Raw genomic sequence first — 16,766 nt, 5'->3', positions numbered from 1 at the left:
GAATTGGCAAAAGGTGCAGTTCCGGTGTTCCGCGACAAGTGGCGCGCCGGGTGTTTTCGGTTCCTGCTGACATCGGAATTGGTGGGCCGGCTCCACGACCGGGTTCGAACAATTCCCTGCAACGCACGGCCGCATGACTCGTGCAACTTCCCGTTGTGCCGCATTGGTCCGGCCAGGGATCAGTCCAGCATCGATGCTTCCCAACGGGCGGAACCACACCCGGCCCAACCACAGGGCAATACCGGATGCCACGATTTGGAAGGTCCCGGGAGACCGATATTCCGGCCCGATGGCCGGTGCGCACATACCTGAGAATCCCCTGAATTTCGCGCTAATGGCTGAAACGGGTGTGGCAGTTTAGCGCCCGAAGTGCTGCAGGGAATACGGTAGAGGCAAGAAGATACCCTTGTTGGTTATTTCACACACCAACGACCTCTTTTCGTCGCGACTCATCCGGCACGACTGCTACGACACGAAGGCTCCATTTTGAACGGTAACGCTACCTTTAGGCACAACAACGTGGCACTTCTGGCCGTCGACAGCGTACTGGCGCCCGAAGTCATGAGTTCTGCCGAGTTCGACGAACGCCTCGCACCGAGCCTCAAGCGCCTGCGGTTGTCCAAGAAGCTGCTTGAGCGGGTATCGGGGGTCAGGGAACGACGTTGGTGGTCCCGCGATGTCGGCTTCGATGACGCCGCCATCCAGGCCGGGAAAAAGGCCCTGGCCCAGTCACGGGTGGAACCCGGGCAGATCGGCCTGTTGATCAATACCTCGGTGACCCGTCGCAACCTGGAACCATCAGTGGCCTCAAAGGTCCACAATGGCTTGGGGCTGCCGTCCTCGGCACTGAATTTCGATGTGGCCAATGCGTGCCTTGGATTTGTCAACGGCATGACCCTTGCCGCGAACATGATCGATTCTGGCCAGATCAAGTACGCCCTGATCGTGGCCGGTGAAGACGCCCGACCGACCCAGGAAATCACCTTCGAGCGGCTGAACAATCCGAGTTCAACCCGTGAGGACTACATGCGTGAATTCGCGACGTTGACACTCGGATCCGGTGCCGCGGCAGCGGTGATCGGCCCCGCCGATGCCCACCCCGGTAGCCACCAGATCCTGGGCGGGGTCTCCCGTGCCGGTACCGAGCACCATGAATTGTGTGTCGGTGGGCCGGCAGGCATGTACACCGATACGAAGGGGTTGTTGGACAACGGCCTGGACTTGGTCGTCAACGCCTGGGACGAAGCCCATCGGGAAGGCTGGGATTGGAGGTCCATGGACCGCTATGTGACCCACCAGGTCTCCAAGTCCTATACCAACGCCATCATCAAGGCCGTCGGATTGGTGCGCGATCGGGTTCCGGTAACCTTCTCCAAATGGGGCAACGTAGGCCCGGCATCCCTCCCCATGACCCTCTCCCAGGAAGCCGGCACCTTGAAGTCCGGCGATCGCGTGCTGTGCATGGGCGTTGGTTCCGGCCTGAACACCACCATGATGGAGATCGCTTGGTGAACGAGATCTTCCCCGGAGTCAAGGAAGAATACTCGCGATACGTCGACGTTCCTTCCACTTCCCCAATCGATTCGCCCGGGACCCGCCATCGATGGCACATCCTGGATAACCTCACCGAACTCAATGAACGCGGGATCGTGCCCCGGGGAACTTTGCTATGCATCCACGGCAATCCGACGTGGTCCTTCCTCTGGCGCAGCCTGTTGACACATGTAGCCGATCACGGCCTTCCCTGGCGGGTGGTTGCCGTTGACCAGTTGGACATGGGCTACTCGGCCCGGACAGCCACCTTCCGACGGCTCGCGGACCGTGTCATCGACCTCGGCGATTTGACCACGGCCCTGGAGATCAGCGGGCCGGTCACCACGGTAGGACATGACTGGGGTGGCATCATCTCCCTGGGGTGGGCTTTGGCGCACCAGGAGCAGCTAGCCAACCTGGTCTTGACCAACACCGCGGTCCACCCCGCAGGTTTCGACCTGCCTGCCGCCCTGCGCCTTGCCTCGAACCCGGCCGTACACGGCTGGGGCACCAAGACCACGGACGCGTTCCTTCGTGTCACCCACTCATTGGCCCGGCCCGCATTGAAACCCGAGATCCGCCAGGCGTTCATGGCTCCATACACCGCTGCCGACCGGCGTACGGGTGTCGCCAATTTCGTGGCGGATATCCCCTTCGCACCAGATCATCCAAGCCGGCCTGCCCTGGATGGGATCTCCGAAGGGATCCGTTCCCTGGATGCCCCCGCGCTGCTGCTGTGGGGTCCCAAGGACCCGGTTTTTTCCGACCGTTACCTCCGTGATCTTCTCTCCAGGCTGCCTCAGGCAGAAGTCCACCGCTTCGAAGGTGCCGGTCACCTGGTCCAGGAAGACCGCGATATAGCCACCCCGGTTTTTGAATGGCTTACCGCTGGGAACTCAACATCCCGCAAGGCGAAAAACGCGGCACGGGCCACCGGCGGCGAGTACCGGCCCATGCTGGCCCAACTTGATGCGCGCACCGAGGACCCCTCAGTGGCCGTGGTGGATATCCACCCCCCACGATCGCTCTCATGGGCCGAGCTTGGACGGCAGGTCAACGCCCTGGCAACCGGCCTGCAACAGATCGGTGTCACCGCAGGGACCCGGGTAAACCTGCTGGTTCCCCCGGGCATTGAGCTGACATCATTGATCTATGCCTGCCTGAGGCTGGGGGCAGTCATTGTCGTCGCCGATGCCGGGCTCGGCACCAAGGGCATGGGACGGGCCATTCGCGGCGCGGGACCCGATTACCTGATCGGTATCGACCGAGCCCTGGCCGGGGCTAAACTGTTCGGCTGGCCGGGCATCCGGATCGCTGTCACCGACCTTTCCATGGCCAAGCGCAAGATGCTGGGTGTCCGGTACACGGTGAACGAACTGTTGGACCTGGGCGTAAACGCCAAGGCAGGGTCCGACGGCTTCACCTCGGTCGATCCCGATACGGATGCTGCCGTCCTTTTCACCTCCGGTTCGACCGGACCGGCCAAGGGGGTGGTGTACACGCACCGTCAATTGGCCGCCATGAGGGACACACTGCACCAGACCTATGGCTTGCAGGCAGGTTCCGCGCTGGTGGCAGGCTTTGCACCTTTCGCCCTGCTCGGACCGGCACTCGGTGCCACTTCGGTCACCCCCAACATGGATGTGACCGCACCGCGGACCTTGACGGCCAGCGCACTGGCCGAGGCCGCCGAAGCGGTCAAGGCCACCGCCATATTCGCTTCGCCGGCTGCCTTGGCCAATGTCCTGGCAACCCAATCCGAACTCAGCCCTGGTCAGCGGGATTCGTTGGAAGCCGTGTCACTGATGCTCTCGGCCGGTGCTCCCATCCCGGAGCCCTTGCTGGCCAAGGTCCAAGCGCTGGTTCCCAATGCGCGGGTTCACACCCCCTATGGGATGACCGAGGCCCTTCCCGTTACCGATATCACGCTGGACGGAATCCAGCGGGCCGGCTCCGGCAACGGAGTCTGTGTCGGGACAGCCGTCTGCGGCGCACAGGTCGCCATTGCGCCATTGGACCCCCAGGGATGTCCCGCGAACGAGCCGTGCACTTCCGTGCATGCGACCGGGGAGATCCTGGTACGTGCACCGCATGTCAAGGACCGCTACGACAGGCTGTGGTTCACCGAGGAGCAGAGCACCTCGGTTCCCGGCTGGCACCGTACCGGCGATGTCGGCCATTTCGACGACGCGGGCTGCCTTTGGGTCGAAGGCCGGTTGGGGCATGTGCTGCACACCGCGAAAGGCCCTGTCACGCCGGTAGCCGCTGAACATGCTGCCGAGTCTGTGGCAGGTGCCGGCCGGGCCGCACTGGTGGGCGTTGGCCCCAAAGGAACCCAAGCCGCGGTGATCGTCATGGAGTCCGTTCCCGCGGTGAAGAAGGCCGGACCGGCATCGGCCGCCGTGTCCCAGGCCGTCCGTTCCGCGGTATCCGCCATCGGGGTTGATGTTGCTGCAGTGCTGCTGGTTCCCGCCTTGCCGACCGATATCCGGCACAATTCAAAAATTGACCGCACGGCGCTGGCGGCCTGGGCCACCAAAGCCGTATCGGGTGGAAGGATCGGCAACCCATGAGCACCGGGCAGGTACGGACGGTTCGGAAACGGATTCTGGTAACCGGCGCCAGTGGAATGCTCGGTGGCGCCGTCGCACAGGTACTGCGTGTTCAGGGCCATCACGTGCGCACCTTCCAGCGCCGCCCCTCAGCCGGGGCCACCGACGAAATCCTGGGTTCCCTTACGGACACCGCGGCAGTGGAACGTGCCGTTGATTCCATGGATGCGGTCGTCCATCTGGCGGCCAAGGTCTCCTTCACCGGGCGTTGGAAGGAATTCGTTGATACCAATATCGTCGGCACGCGTACTCTACTCGAGGCCTCCAAGACAGCAGGGGTCACGGATTTCGTTAATGTATCCTCGCCTTCAGTCGCCCATTTCGGCAGTTCCCTGGCTGGGGCAGCGGCGGGTGAAGCTGATCCCGAACGAGCCCGCGGAAACTACGCTCGTTCCAAGGCAGTTGCCGAGCTGGAGGCCCTCGCAGAGGACTCAGGGAACTTCCGGGTGGCTTCCATGAGACCACATGTGGTTTGGGGGCCCGGGGATACCCAGTTGGTGGAACGGGTGATTCAACGAGCAAAGTCCGGACGATTGCCCTTACTGGACCATGGCGCCGCGTTGATCGATACCATCTATATCGACAACGCCGCGGCGGCAATAGCCCGGAGCCTGGAACGGATGGCGGACGCCCGTGGAAAGGCCGTGGTCATCACCAACGCGGAACCTCGTCCCGTGGGAGAATTGATCGCGGGAATCTGTCGTGCGGGCGGTGCCCCCATTCCGCGCCTGCATGTCCCCGGCTGGATGGCCCGCGGTGCTGGTTCGGTCATTGAACGCGCATGGCTTGCTGCTGGATCACGAAACCTGGTACAAGACGAACCGCCAATGACCCGATTCCTGGCCGAGCAACTTTCCACAGCCCACTGGTTCGACCAACGCGATACCCAGAAGATCCTTGACTGGAAGCCAACAGTCAGCATCGACGAGGGACTTCGTAAATTGGCGGCGCATTACGGGGGTATCGGACCGCGGATAGCTATGTGAACTTCGTGTGACCAGGTCTCGACTACGCTTTCGAATTCCCGGCCCACCGGAAACAGAACACGATTTCTAAGGATGTATGCTACTGCGCCAGTGATCGGCAAGACAGGCTCTGGGCGTTGCCCATTGCCGCGTTGAACGCTCCGAACCGATCTGACGGGCCAAGAAGCACTACTGGTTGAAATCAGCGCAGTCACCGCTGGCGAGCCTGCTCAGGATTCACCGGTGGCCAGGTAGGCCAGTTCTTTGACAAGCCTCCATTGCAGGTGGCTTGCGGAAAACACCGTTATTCGCCTCGCGTTATCGGACGAGGTGAACAACGGTGTTTGGCACTGGTCGTGATCTGATCTACAGCCCGGTTTGGGCGACCCCGTATTCGGCTTGCTTGCGTGTAAACCCTTCAAAAATCAACTGGTCCACCAGCCCTGCCTTGGAAAAGGAAGTGAAGCTCAGGTAGTTTTCAGCAGATTTGGCTGCCTGCTCGTTCCAATCGACCTCAACGCGATCAACAGCCCACGTAGCGTCATCCTTGGCAAACTGCTCAAATTCCAGTTGCTCAATCAGGCTTTTGCGTGAGAAAGCCATAAACGACAGGTAGTTCTCCGCCGATCGTAGGGCGTTCTGTTGGCTACGTGTGCCTGTTTCAGCCTCAGCCTTTGCGCTGGCTTCGGCCTCTCGTTGGGCTTCTTCCTCGGCCTTCGCACTCGCTTCGGCTTCATCCTTGGCTTGTTGTTCAGCCTTGGCACGGGCTTCTTCTTCGGCCTGCCGGCTGGCTTCCGCTTCTTCCTCGGCCTTGCTACTTGCCGCAGCTTCGGATTCAGCCGCGGCCAGGGCCCGCGCACTATTATCCGGTTGTGGGGACTCAACGGTAGCCGGACTGGCACTCAGCTCAGCTTGCGCCGTACTGCTAGCTGATGAAGCAGCCCCGGTTGGAGCACTACCGCCGCCGGAGCTCAACGCCCCGATGATGCCGACAACCACAACGAAGCCGGCCACACCCAGACCGATTTTTGCCCCCTTGCCCAGCTTCTTTTTGCTCCCAGGGCTCGCGTTCAGGGCTTGGGAGTCAGACCCTGCTGTCTGCGGCAGCACTGTCGTAGGCACTGTTGGTTGACCCGCTGAGGGCATCACGTACATGTACAGGTAGGGGTTCTCCGCATACTCCGGAGGTGGCATGACTGGACTTCCATCCTGCGTATTGACCCACATATACCACCCTGCGGGAGGTGCGCCCCATTCGGGCTCAGGTGTCCATGTCGTCTCCGGCTGGAAGGCATCGGGAAGATACTGCCGCCAGTTCGGCGGTACATTGAAACGAACAGTCATTTTTCCCCCTTGAAACAAGACTGCGGTAGGTGGCGAGTGGCACAAGCCAGCTCATAGTCAGAGTATATGGATCGTGACCGACAAATTGTGCAGTTACTTCACGTTTTGCTTGAAGTGCGGTCCCACTTGGCGACCTCCGTGATGCCACGCCCGTCGTACGACCGAGAGCCAAGACAGCATTCACGGTGCGGCTGGCCGCCAAAAGCACTTCAGGATCAAGGGTCACTCAGACCCCTGCGCAGTCGGCACAGTTGGCAGGCGACACAATAACCGCCGGGGATTCTTGTCCACGTTTTCCGGCAATCCTCAGGGAACTTCCTGAAAGGAGGGCCCCTGTTCTTGCGGAGAGCGCCCGGGTTTGTAGGGTGGGGACCAGTAAACGAAAGGAGTAACCCATGAAGAAAATCCTCATGGTACTGACCAGCGTTTCCGAGCTTGGCGATAGTGGAGAGCCTACCGGCTACAACGTCGCCGAAGCCGCCCACCCCTGGAAGGTTTTCCGGGACTCGGGCCATTTTGTTGACTTCGCTTCAATCAAGGGCGGCCAGCCCCCTCGTGACGAGGTGGACAGGGATGACCCCATCCAGGTGCTCTTCACCGAGGATGAGACCGCACGTGCGGGGCTGTACAACACAGCACGGGTAGCAGTGGTTGACCCCGAACAATATGACGCCGTGTATCTTGTGGGAGGTCACGGCACGATGTGGGACTTTCCCGGCAACGAGGGCCTCCAGAACCTGCTGGCCAAGATCTACAACACCGGAGGGATTGTGGGTGCCGTCTGCCACGGGCCGGCCGGACTACTGGATGTCGAGTTGGGGCACGGTCTGAAGATCCTCACGAACAAGAAAGTCGCCGCCTTCACCAATGACGAGGAAGCCGCCGTGGGCAAGGAGAAGGTTGTCCCGTTCCTGCTGGCCGACCGGCTGGAGGAGAACGGCGCCACCCACGTGCCGGCCGAGAACTTCACCGAGAACGTCATCGTGGATGGCCGACTGGTCACCGGGCAGAATCCGGCTTCAGCCGCCGGCGTCGCCAAGGAAATGGAAAAGCTGCTGGCCGAGATCATCCACCAGGAGAAAGCCAAGGCAGCAGCCCTCTTGGAGGAAACCGAGACCAAGTAGTCCTCCGAACTGCCGCCATTCGCGTGGTAGTGGCCGTTGGCCAGAAACTGCGCAACCGGATCGGCCCAGCACATTTCACTCCCCGGGGAAACGTGCTGGGCTGATGGTTCATCAATGATTGCTTACGCCTTGTCGATGGCTTCCTTCAGGGAGGAGAGGATCAACGCCACGGAACCCGGGTTCGCGTTCGGTCCCATCAAACCGATCCGCCAGACAGTATTGGCATATTGGCCCACACCGCCACCGATTTCGATATTGAAGCGCTCAAGCAGGTAACCGCGGACCTTGGCCGAGTCCACGTTCTCCGGGACCTTGACCGTGGTCAGCTGCGGCAGGCGCGAGCCTTCCTGGGCAAATAGCTCCAGACCCATGGTCTGGATGCCGTCCTGCAGCGCCTTGCCGGCCGCTTGGTGGCGTTCGGTGACAGCATCCAACCCCTCGGCCAGAATACGGTTGATTCCCGCTTCAAGTGAGGCCACCATGGCCACCGGAGCGGTGTGGTGGTAGGTGCGGCCGCCACCCGTTGCACCAGTTGTATATCCGCCGAGCAATCCAAGGTCAAGGTACCAGGACGAGGGCTTCTCGATCCTTCGTTCAAAGGCTCGATCGGAGATCGTGAACGGGGCCAGGCCCGGGGCTACACCGATGCACTTTTGGGTTCCCGCATATCCGATGTCGATTCCCCAATCATCGGCGTGTACCGGCATGCCACCGATGGAGGTCACGGCGTCGGTAATCAGCAGGGCCTCCCCCTTGATCGCGCCCAAGGCGGCAATATCGGAGACCACACCCGTGCTGGTTTCCGCATGGACACCGGCAATCACTGTGGGGTTCGGGTGCGCAGCGGCCACACGCTCCGCGTCGATCGGTGTTCCGTACTCATGGTCAACACGGACCACCTCTGCACCGACCCGCGAAGCAACTTCGCACATGCGCTCACCAAATAGTCCGTTGACGGCAATGACGGCGACATCACCATCCGTGACAGTGTTGACGAAGGCTGCCTCCATTCCGGCCGAACCCGTGGCACTCAGGGGCAGTGTGCGTGCATTCCGTGTCCCCCACAGCACGCGCAGACCGTCAGCGACACGATCCATGCGGGCAATGAATTCGGGATCCAGATGGCCCAGCAGCGGCAGTCCCAAAGCTGAGGTTGCCTCCGGATAAGGATTGCACGGACCCGGGCCGAACAGGTGACGTGTGGGAACTATCGAGGTCATGATTGCTCACTCTCATGAAACGGTGTGATGAGTACTCTTTCCACCCTAACCCCATAACCAAACGAAAACGAGAGCATATTTCCGCATTACAGAAACCGTGATGCTCAAATGAGCCGCGCCCTTCGCCGCTCCGTCGCTGGGCTCGGTACCCGACGAGCCGCCGTGGCCCAATTCATGCGCGTAAACCACCCGCTTCATGAGCAAAGCACCGGCCTTCCCGAGGGAAGTCCGGTGCTTTGCGGCGATCTTACTGCTGGTATGGATTAGCCGGCGGGGTTGGACCGTTGGGAGCCTGTGGTGCGGCTCCTGGAGCGTTACCGCCTGCCAGGCGAACCAGCTCGGCAGTGTTCTCAGCGGTGCGGATTTGAGCGATCAGCGATTCAAGGCCTGCGCGGGCCAAGGCCAGGTAGATCAGCACGAACAATGGACCAAGGATCAGCAGGGTGAAGATACCAAAGCCTGCGCTAGCCTGGAATGCGGCAACAACCGCAATGATGTAACCGACACCCAGCATGGCCATGATCAGGATGTAGAGGATCTTGATGATGGTCGGGGTGACGAACTTGCGGAATTCGAGATCGAAGAGCGCCTTCATTTTTGCTCTCACTTTCTGGATAGATGCTAGTGATGTTGAAAACATTACCCGAATCTATGGATAAAATCAGTTAAATGTGGCTCTATGTCTGATTCTAGCTTCCCGATTCATCAGGCTATCTGTACCAGGCAGCTTTCCTGTACCCTTCGGCTAATTGCGCTCCCCTATGGGCGCTTGAGAATTCCCTTGCGGGTGATCCGCGCGTGGCCAGCAAGCAGAGAGCCTCCATCACGCCGTATCCGGACGACGATTTCCTGGCCTGCGGCCGAACCTCTGGTCCGGGCAAGAAAAGTCCCGGTCTCTTACTGGCGTACTGTGGGTACGCCCTGCCGATCGACCTCGGCTGGGCGATAGCGGTGGCACCGTACTAGTTCGCTTGTCCAGGTGTGGCCGTCGGGATCGAAGAACCTTCCCCACGAGCTTTCGCCATCGCTGCCACCGTCGCAGACTGCGACCCTTGCTCCCGCTTCGCCCACCGTTCAAAACAGGACATCGGCCTCTTCACGACCGGCAATGAGGTGCACCAAAGCCAACTCACCGTTTCCCTGTCCGCTGTCCTGGATTCCCAGGTCCTTCGCCAATCCATGACATGGAAGTAGGCCAAGCCGGAAAGTGCCCGCAGCCATTTCGAAGTCCACGAACTTGTCTGCGTCATCGTGACGAAGGGTCATTCCCCGCGCCCCGCAGAAGGCCTTGGAGTTCGTCGGCTTCTCAACACTCAGAAATTTCCCCACTTAACGGATACCGGCCGCTGTTGCGGGTGATCCGGAGTTCTTCTCTTTCTGGGCGGAGATCTTCCATGGTGTGCCTCCCGGAGCAATGCAGGAACCGCAAAAACCGCCGAAGAACTGCTTTCCTGCCGGTTCCGCAGTACGACCGCCACCCTCACCGACCAACGCAGCCAGGCGCTCAACATCACTGGGTTGTTCGACGATAATCGCGAGCGCGGCCCCGGGGAAGTCCTGCCTCGCGTCATCCGAGACGAGCACAGGGGTGGTCAACCGCAGCGTTCCAGCATCCTCGAGCATTACGATGTCTGCAACGGCCAGAGCGGATTAAGCAAGAATCCGCGAATAGCTGTTGACAACGAGCCGGGGATTCGGTGACCCCAGGTCGTCAGCGTCGGGGCCGGCCCCATTTTGCCGGTTATTTGTCCGGGCCAGTGGCCGACGGGACCAGGCTGAGGATCGTCATGGCATTCTCATCCGACCTGGTTCATGCGGATCAGATTACCGGCAGGATCCCTGAAGGCGCAATCCCGAACGCCGTAGTCCTGATCCATCGGTTCCTGGACAACATCCGCGCCGATTGCTTCAAGCCGTTCGAAGAGCCCATCCAAGTCATCACACGACAAGGTAATGGCCGTATAGGAGCCCTTGGCGATCAATTCAAGGATGGTCTTGCGCTCATCATCGGTGATCCCGGGGTCAACGGCAGGCGGATGCAACAGGATCGATGTCTCAGGTTGCCCTACCGGCCCAACCGTGATCCAACGCATGTCCTGATAGCCGACATCTTTGCGCACTTCGAACCCCAGGGCATCGCGGTAGAATCCGAGCGCGGCTTCGGCATCGGTGTGGGGCAGGAAGGCGCAGTGAATCTTGATTTCCATGGAATTCAAACTACCAGCGCGATTAGCCTCGTGCTTCTTGATTCCTGATCGGTCTGGTGACCTGTTGCGTATGGCACGACGGCATCCCTATGGTGTAAACGGTTTCCGCCCTGCGGTACACGCTCGGTGGTACGCCAACCAGCTCCGTGAAGCGGGTGCTGAAGGTTCCCAGCGACGAGAAACCGACCTTAAAACAGGCATCGGTGACACTCACGTCTCCTTGGCGCAACAAGGCCATCGCGCGTTCGATCCTGCGCGTCATCAAGTACGAGTACGGCGACTCACCGTATATCCGGCGAAATTCCCGGCTCAGGTGCCCGCTGGAAATATGTATGCCACGGGCCAATTCCTCGATATTCAGCGGTTGCGCATACTCGCGGTCGATCCGGTCACGCACACGCCGAATCTGCACGATATCCCGTAGTTTCTGCAGTTCCGCATTGTCGCTGGCCATACCCAGATTATTTCACGACACCAGCTTGCCGAAGTGTCGTTGGCTCAACTGGCACCTCCTTGACCCTGGGGAAGTTTCGGGACAACCTGCGGACACGGTTACCGGGAGGAAGTTGGTATGGGCAGCAGAAAACCCCGACACCGCAATAGGCTCGTGCAACTTTCGTTGACTCGCCCACGGCAGCGCCGGGGTTTTCCAAATACGAGAGGGAACTACTTGCGCAGGCCCAGACGTTCGATCAGCGAACGGTAACGCTCGATGTCGGTGTTCTTGAGGTAGCCGAGCATACGACGACGACGACCAACCAGGGCCATCAGGCCACGGCGGGTGTGGTGGTCATGCTTGTGCTGCTTCAGGTGCTCAGTCAGGTCCGAGATACGGCGGGACATGACGGCAATCTGAACCTCAGGCGAACCGGTGTCACCCTCATGGGTGGCGTAAGCCTTGATGATTTCATTCTTGATAGTGGCATCCAGTGCCATAACAAACTCCTAGAGTTGGACCGCGCTTACAATTCATGTTCCGGGAATCACCCTGCAACGTGGCCCCACGCAACCGCGGACTGCAGCGTAGGCCAGCGTTAATGTTATCACCTGCGAGTGCGTTTGCGCGCCCTCCAGGCATGGGTGAGATACGGCACTGCCACACTCTCCGTGGTCGAATACCCAAGGTGTTCACACCAGTACCATTCCAGGTTGCCTTCCACCTTGGCGCGGGTATTTTCACTGGATTTGCGGTAGTAACTGCGGCTTTTGGTCAGTTCGACCAGCTCTGCGAAGTCCAAGCCCATGGACCAATGCCACAGACCGTGCTCCGGTGCGGCGAACTGCCTGCCCACGGGAGGTTGAAGATCCGGGCGATGAACATCACCTGCATGCATGATCCGCGCCAGCCTGTGAACCCACGGAATCGAGACGTCCAGCTGGTTCCAGAGCAATACCAGCCATCCACCCTCGGTCAGCAACCGGGCGGCTTCCGCGCTGGCCGCCTGGTGTTCCACCCAGTGCCACGCCTGGGCGTAGGTGACCAGTTGTGCGCTCCCTGCAGCAAGCCCGGTGTCCTCTCCCCCGGCGCAGACCGTCCGGACATCCGGCAACCTGCGGGACAACACATCGAGCATGTCCCTGGATGGGTCGACCGCGGTGACCTCCAGCCCCCGCGCCACCAGTTGTTCGGTGAAGATCCCCGAGCCGCAACCAATGTCCACTGCCCTGGCAGGGTCCCCATGCAGTGTGAAGTCCAAGGCGGCTTCCGGGTAGGATGGCCGGATCTTGTCATAGCTGTCGGCACCTGTTTGAAAGGCCGAGGCGAGCTCGGCACGCCGTTGCGCATCTACCGTGAAGGCACGTTGCGGAAGGGAAGGGATCTCGGACACGGTTTTCAGACCTGCGTGGAGAGCACGCTGCGGGTCTGTTCCACGTCCTCGTTCATCTGCTCGATCAACGCCTCGATCCCCCGATATGCCACCATGGGACGCAGATGCTTGACGAATTCGACTACCACCTGCTGGCCGTAGAGATCGAAGTCCCCGAAATCCTCGGTAGGGCGGTCGATGACGTGGGCTTCAACCACACGTGAGACTCCCTCGAAAGTGGGGTTGGAGCCAACCGAGATAGCGGCCGGCCAACGCATGTCCGCTTCGTCAACCAGCCAGCCGGCATAGACGCCGTCGGCCGGGATGATACCGGTGGCATCGGCCGCCAGATTGGCGGTGGGAAACCCCAATTCACGGCCACGGGCTGCCCCGTGGACCACTTCGCCGCGCATCCGGTGCGGGCGGCCCAGGATCTCGGCTGCTCCTTCGACGTTGCCGGCGGACAGCTCTTCACGCACCCAGGTGGATGACAAACGGCGCTTGTCCCCCACATCCTCAACACCGATAACGTCGAATCCGTACTTGATTCCCAGCTGCTGCATGAACTCGAAGTCGCCGGCATTGTCCTTGCCGAAACGCACGTCATGGCCGACCACCACCGCCACGGCGCCAAGTTTCTCCACAAAGACCTCACGGACGAAGTCATCAGCCGAGTTCTCCGCGAAGTCAAGGGTGTAGTGGATCATCAAGACCGCATCGAGTCCGACGGCATCCAGCAAATCGATCCGATCGGCCAGTCCCATGATCAGTTCGGGGGCCTGATCCGGACGGTGCACCAGGGCGGGGTGGGGGTCGAAGGTGATGGCCACGGACTTGGCCGCCAGCTCCCTGGCCCGGTAGACGGCCTGTTCAAGGACTTCGCAGTGTCCCCGGTGGACTCCGTCGAAGTTACCAATGGTCACCACGGTGGGCCCAGCAGCTGCCGGGACCGCCTCAAGGCCCTTCCAATAGTGCACGATGCTCCTTTTGTGTGATCTGAGGCAACTATAGCTGCCCCAGCAATTCTTACACGACTAGACCGACAGACGTTCATCACGGTTACGGTACAGCCACCACAGGCCCACCACCGGGAGAACCAATGGGATGTACCCGTACCCCTTGCCGAAGAAACTCCACACCGAGTCATGGGCGAAAAGTTCCGGATGGGTAAAGGACAGGGTTCCCACGACCAGCACACCGACGAGTTCGAATGATACGGCGCACAGGGAAAGGAACCAGGCCCTGGGCTTGGCCGAGGCCAGGGTGAACGTGGCCAGGATGTAGACCAGTCCGGCAAGTAGCGACAGGGTGTAGGCTACCGGGGCCTCTGAAAAATCACGGAAGATCATCTGGTACAGCGCCCGGATGGTTGCCGATAAAGCGAGCACGCCGTAGACGGCGATGATGATCCGTCCCAGTCCCGTGGAGCGTCCCGGTTTGCTTTCCGGTCGGGCACCCTTGCGAGCGGCCGCGGCGTCGACGATGCGCGAAGTGCGCTGCTTTTCACTCATACCAATGCTCCTGCATCCCAAATCTGTTCCATGCGGAACACCATCACGAAAACTATTAGCGCGCTGGCCGTCAACACGGCGTTGGCCCATCGGCTCTTGTCGCTGATCGCCCAGAAGAAGGCAATCGGCGGGATGATCAGCGCGGTGATCAAGTAGCCCCAGAATTCCCAGAGCTCCCCGGTCACCGTTTCCCCACCGGCCTGGCGGATACCCGCAGCGATTCCGTACACGACCAGGTACACCTCGGTCAGTGCCGTGGCGATCAGCGCATAGTCATCCGGGTGCCTGCGGATCACCGTGGCTACCAGACCGAGCAACGCCGCAACACCACAGATGATGGCCCCGGCGATGAAGAAGCCGTCAACAATGATCACAGGCTAGTGCCCTTTCGGTACGAATGTGCGTGTCATGGCTACTTGGCAGTGAAGACCAGCTGGGTACGGGCCTTCTCGCCCTGGTCCTTGAGCAGGGCCACCAAGGTGCCGTTCGGGGAGAAAGCCGCAACCAGATCACCCTGGCTGACCTCCATGACCGTGCTGGAGGCGGCGATGGCACGTCCGAACGACAGTTCGACGGCTTCGTCCACGCTCACCGTGCGGTTGGGGAACAACGCAGCCGCGGCCTGGTCCAAGGGCAGCATGCCGAATTCGTCAGCCAACTCGGCCAGACGTTTCGCCTGTGAAATCTGGTAGGGGCCGACCTCCGTGCGGCGCAGGGCCGTAAGGTGTCCCCCGACGTTCAGGGCCTCACCCAGGTCACGGGCCAATGCCCGGATATAGGTTCCGGAGGAGCAGGCGACCGTCACGTCCACGTCCAGGACCTTGCCAGCGGCCTCACGGCGCACCTGGTGGATCTCGAAGCGGCTAATGGTCACCGGGCGGGCCTTGAGCTCCACCTGTTCACCGGCACGAACGCGTGCATAGGACCGTTTGCCATCCACCTTGATGGCAGAAACCTGGCTGGGAACCTGCTCGATCTCGCCGCGCAGCTTGGCCACTTCACGCTCGATGTCCTCATCGGTGATGGCGGCCGCGATCCGCTCGGAAATAATCTCACCCTCGGCATCATCGGTGACAGTGTTCTGTCCCAGGCGGATGGTGGCGGTGTAGGTCTTGTCGTGGCCCACGATGTAGGTCAGCAACCGGGTGGCCTTGTTGACGCCGATCACCAGCACGCCCGTGGCCATGGGATCCAGGGTGCCCGCGTGGCCCACCTTTCGGGTGCCCGCAAGACGGCGGATGCGGCCCACCACGTCATGGGAGGTCATTCCCTGATCCTTGTCGACCAATACGAGGCCCGAGGCCTGCTCTTCAGTGTTCTGCCCGGCTTTACTCACGCCTTCCAGTATATGGGTTGGCGCATAATTTATGCCTGCCCTAAGACCGAAGCGTGGCAGATGACACCCGTACCCGTCTCCCGTCCCGTGGGCAAGGCCCCATGGAGCACGGTTGTTCCCGGCCGGTCTTCCGGTACGGACCAGCCAGCACTTCGGGGCGCGGCAACCAGGACCTGCGCAGCGGTCCGTTGCGGAAAACTTGGAAGGATTCCAATCCATTCTCCAACCGGCACCGAATGACTTAGGACAACCCGCACCAAGAAGGTCGGGAGCACATGACGATGTTCATCGTCACCAGGCAAGGAGTACGACATGAAGCGCACGTCAAGCAAGTTCGCTGGAGCACTCGGCCTGATCGCGGTGGCAGCGTTGGGGCTCAGCGCCTGTTCCACCGACACCGGTATGGAGGTTTCCGAGACGCCGACCAGCTCCGAAGCGGCCTCCACCAGTCCGGGCATGGAAAGCGAAGCCGCCATGGATCCGGCCGCACACCTCGTTGGGCCGGGTTGCGCCGCCTACGCCGAGACGGTGCCAAGCGGTGAGGGTTCGGTCGAGGGCATGGCCCAGGATCCGGTGGCGGTGGCCGCTTCGAACAACCCGCTGCTCACGACCCTGGCCAAGGCCGTCTCCGGGGAGCTGAATCCGGAAGTCGATCTGGTCGACACACTCAACGGCGATGAGTTCACCGTCTTCGCACCGGTGGATGACGCATTCGGCGCCATTCCCGAGGATGACCTGAACGCCGTGGTCGAGGATTCGGCGATGCTCTCCAGCGTGCTGACCTACCACGTGGTTCCCGGCCAGATCTTGCCCGCCGACCTGCCCGGCATGCATACCACCGTCGAAGGGCAGGATGTCGAGGTCACCGGCAGCGGCGATGCGCTGATGGTCAACGGTGCACAGGTCATCTGTGGCGGGGTGCAGACCGCCAATGCGGTGGTCTACCTGGTTGACACCGTCCTGATGCCACCGGCAAAGTAGCCGGCCCCAAGACAAGTCAACGGATGTAAACCGGCCAGGGGGTCGGTGCTCAGGGAGACCCGGACCCGAGCACCGCACCCTGGTTTCATGTTCCCTAGAAGCCCTCCCGAGCATTGGACTCCCGC

The 16,766-nt window shown here is 61.0% G+C and carries 17 protein-coding genes; 5 read left to right on the top strand and 12 right to left on the bottom strand.

The window, feature by feature from the left end; all coding sequences use genetic code 11:
- Positions 1-486: 486 nt before the first annotated feature.
- The 3 genes from OK351_RS07225 to OK351_RS07215 are packed head-to-tail and all read left to right on the top strand — an operon-like array spanning position 487 to position 5,131.
- The gene (locus OK351_RS07225) at positions 487-1,512 is read left to right on the top strand and encodes a 3-oxoacyl-ACP synthase III (RefSeq protein WP_265157321.1); all 1,026 of its coding nucleotides are present in this window, start codon (positions 487-489) and stop codon (positions 1,510-1,512) included.
- Entirely contained in the window at positions 1,509-4,106 is a 2,598-nt protein-coding gene (locus tag OK351_RS07220) for an alpha/beta fold hydrolase (RefSeq protein ID WP_265157319.1), read from the top strand. Before OK351_RS07225 ends, OK351_RS07220 begins: the two co-directional genes overlap by 4 nt.
- Positions 4,103-5,131: an NAD-dependent epimerase/dehydratase family protein gene (locus OK351_RS07215; protein ID WP_265157317.1), complete on the top strand. Its 1,029-nt coding sequence runs from the start codon at positions 4,103-4,105 to the stop codon at positions 5,129-5,131. Before OK351_RS07220 ends, OK351_RS07215 begins: the two co-directional genes overlap by 4 nt.
- Positions 5,132-5,476: 345 nt before the next feature.
- On the opposite strand, the gene OK351_RS07210 is transcribed toward OK351_RS07215, so the two are convergent.
- The gene (locus OK351_RS07210; RefSeq protein WP_265157315.1) at positions 5,477-6,454 is read right to left on the bottom strand and encodes an Ltp family lipoprotein; all 978 of its coding nucleotides are present in this window, start codon (positions 6,452-6,454) and stop codon (positions 5,477-5,479) included.
- 395 nt (positions 6,455-6,849) lie between these two features.
- Here OK351_RS07210 and OK351_RS07205 point away from each other — a divergent pair, with 395 nt between their 5' ends.
- Complete coding sequence (locus OK351_RS07205; protein WP_265157313.1) at positions 6,850-7,578, top strand: type 1 glutamine amidotransferase domain-containing protein; 729 nt, start codon at positions 6,850-6,852, stop codon at positions 7,576-7,578.
- Positions 7,579-7,700: 122 nt separating this feature from the next.
- On the opposite strand, the gene OK351_RS07200 is transcribed toward OK351_RS07205, so the two are convergent.
- The 11 genes from OK351_RS07200 to truB form a co-directional block, all read right to left on the bottom strand.
- Positions 7,701-8,798: a pyridoxal-phosphate-dependent aminotransferase family protein gene (locus tag OK351_RS07200; RefSeq protein WP_265157311.1), complete on the bottom strand. Its 1,098-nt coding sequence runs from the start codon at positions 8,796-8,798 to the stop codon at positions 7,701-7,703.
- 247 nt (positions 8,799-9,045) lie between these two features.
- Positions 9,046-9,438, bottom strand: a complete 393-nt coding sequence (locus OK351_RS07195) for a DUF4282 domain-containing protein (RefSeq protein WP_265157309.1) — start codon at positions 9,436-9,438, stop codon at positions 9,046-9,048.
- A 689-nt stretch (positions 9,439-10,127) separates the two neighbouring features.
- Positions 10,128-10,421: a VOC family protein gene (locus tag OK351_RS07190; protein WP_265157307.1), complete on the bottom strand. Its 294-nt coding sequence runs from the start codon at positions 10,419-10,421 to the stop codon at positions 10,128-10,130.
- 173 nt (positions 10,422-10,594) lie between these two features.
- Positions 10,595-11,005, bottom strand: a complete 411-nt coding sequence (locus OK351_RS07185; protein WP_371931392.1) for a VOC family protein — start codon at positions 11,003-11,005, stop codon at positions 10,595-10,597.
- Between the two features lie 22 nt (positions 11,006-11,027).
- Complete coding sequence (locus OK351_RS07180; protein ID WP_265157303.1) at positions 11,028-11,459, bottom strand: helix-turn-helix transcriptional regulator; 432 nt, start codon at positions 11,457-11,459, stop codon at positions 11,028-11,030.
- Positions 11,460-11,671: 212 nt separating this feature from the next.
- Positions 11,672-11,941, bottom strand: a complete 270-nt coding sequence (gene rpsO, locus OK351_RS07175; RefSeq protein WP_265157301.1) for a 30S ribosomal protein S15 — start codon at positions 11,939-11,941, stop codon at positions 11,672-11,674.
- A 107-nt stretch (positions 11,942-12,048) separates the two neighbouring features.
- On the bottom strand, positions 12,049-12,834 hold the full coding sequence (locus OK351_RS07170) for a class I SAM-dependent methyltransferase (protein ID WP_265157299.1): 786 nt from the start codon (positions 12,832-12,834) through the stop codon (positions 12,049-12,051).
- A gap of 5 nt (positions 12,835-12,839) precedes the next feature.
- The gene (locus OK351_RS07165) at positions 12,840-13,790 is read right to left on the bottom strand and encodes a bifunctional riboflavin kinase/FAD synthetase (RefSeq protein ID WP_265157297.1); all 951 of its coding nucleotides are present in this window, start codon (positions 13,788-13,790) and stop codon (positions 12,840-12,842) included.
- A 57-nt stretch (positions 13,791-13,847) separates the two neighbouring features.
- A complete protein-coding gene (locus tag OK351_RS07160; protein ID WP_265157295.1) occupies positions 13,848-14,324 on the bottom strand; it encodes a hypothetical protein in 477 nt (158 codons plus the stop codon).
- Positions 14,321-14,698: a hypothetical protein gene (locus OK351_RS07155; RefSeq protein WP_265157293.1), complete on the bottom strand. Its 378-nt coding sequence runs from the start codon at positions 14,696-14,698 to the stop codon at positions 14,321-14,323. The genes OK351_RS07160 and OK351_RS07155 overlap by 4 nt, the downstream gene beginning before the upstream one ends.
- 38 nt (positions 14,699-14,736) lie before the next feature.
- Positions 14,737-15,660 carry a tRNA pseudouridine(55) synthase TruB gene (gene truB, locus OK351_RS07150; RefSeq protein ID WP_265157291.1) on the bottom strand — a complete coding sequence of 308 codons (924 nt, stop codon included), beginning with the start codon at positions 15,658-15,660 and terminating at the stop codon, positions 14,737-14,739.
- A 312-nt stretch (positions 15,661-15,972) separates the two neighbouring features.
- On the opposite strand from truB, the gene OK351_RS07145 reads away from it, so the two are divergent.
- Entirely contained in the window at positions 15,973-16,641 is a 669-nt protein-coding gene (locus tag OK351_RS07145) for a fasciclin domain-containing protein (RefSeq protein ID WP_265157289.1), read from the top strand.
- Positions 16,642-16,766 lie beyond the last annotated feature (125 nt).

The sequence above is a fragment of the Glutamicibacter sp. MNS18 genome (assembly GCF_026107515.2).
Lineage (GTDB): Bacteria > Actinomycetota > Actinomycetes > Actinomycetales > Micrococcaceae > Glutamicibacter.
Note: the sequence above shows the minus strand (reverse complement) of the source record. Positions and strands in the feature narration are given on the sequence as shown.

Excerpts from the sequence above, each read along its gene's own strand:
- OK351_RS07190 (WP_265157307.1), bottom strand. The coding sequence starts at position 10,421 with ATGCTCGAGGATGCTGGAACGCTGCGGTTGACCACCCCTGTGCTCGTC.
- OK351_RS07210 (WP_265157315.1), bottom strand. The coding sequence starts at position 6,454 with ATGACTGTTCGTTTCAATGTACCGCCGAACTGGCGGCAGTATCTTCCC.
- OK351_RS07180 (WP_265157303.1), bottom strand. The coding sequence starts at position 11,459 with ATGGCCAGCGACAATGCGGAACTGCAGAAACTACGGGATATCGTGCAG.
- OK351_RS07205 (WP_265157313.1), top strand. The coding sequence starts at position 6,850 with ATGAAGAAAATCCTCATGGTACTGACCAGCGTTTCCGAGCTTGGCGAT.
- OK351_RS07145 (WP_265157289.1), top strand. The coding sequence starts at position 15,973 with ATGAAGCGCACGTCAAGCAAGTTCGCTGGAGCACTCGGCCTGATCGCG.
- OK351_RS07200 (WP_265157311.1), bottom strand. The coding sequence starts at position 8,798 with ATGACCTCGATAGTTCCCACACGTCACCTGTTCGGCCCGGGTCCGTGC.
- OK351_RS07185 (WP_371931392.1), bottom strand. The coding sequence starts at position 11,005 with ATGGAAATCAAGATTCACTGCGCCTTCCTGCCCCACACCGATGCCGAA.
- OK351_RS07215 (WP_265157317.1), top strand. The coding sequence starts at position 4,103 with ATGAGCACCGGGCAGGTACGGACGGTTCGGAAACGGATTCTGGTAACC.
- OK351_RS07195 (WP_265157309.1), bottom strand. The coding sequence starts at position 9,438 with ATGTTTTCAACATCACTAGCATCTATCCAGAAAGTGAGAGCAAAAATG.
- OK351_RS07160 (WP_265157295.1), bottom strand. The coding sequence starts at position 14,324 with ATGAGTGAAAAGCAGCGCACTTCGCGCATCGTCGACGCCGCGGCCGCT.
- rpsO (WP_265157301.1), bottom strand. The coding sequence starts at position 11,941 with ATGGCACTGGATGCCACTATCAAGAATGAAATCATCAAGGCTTACGCC.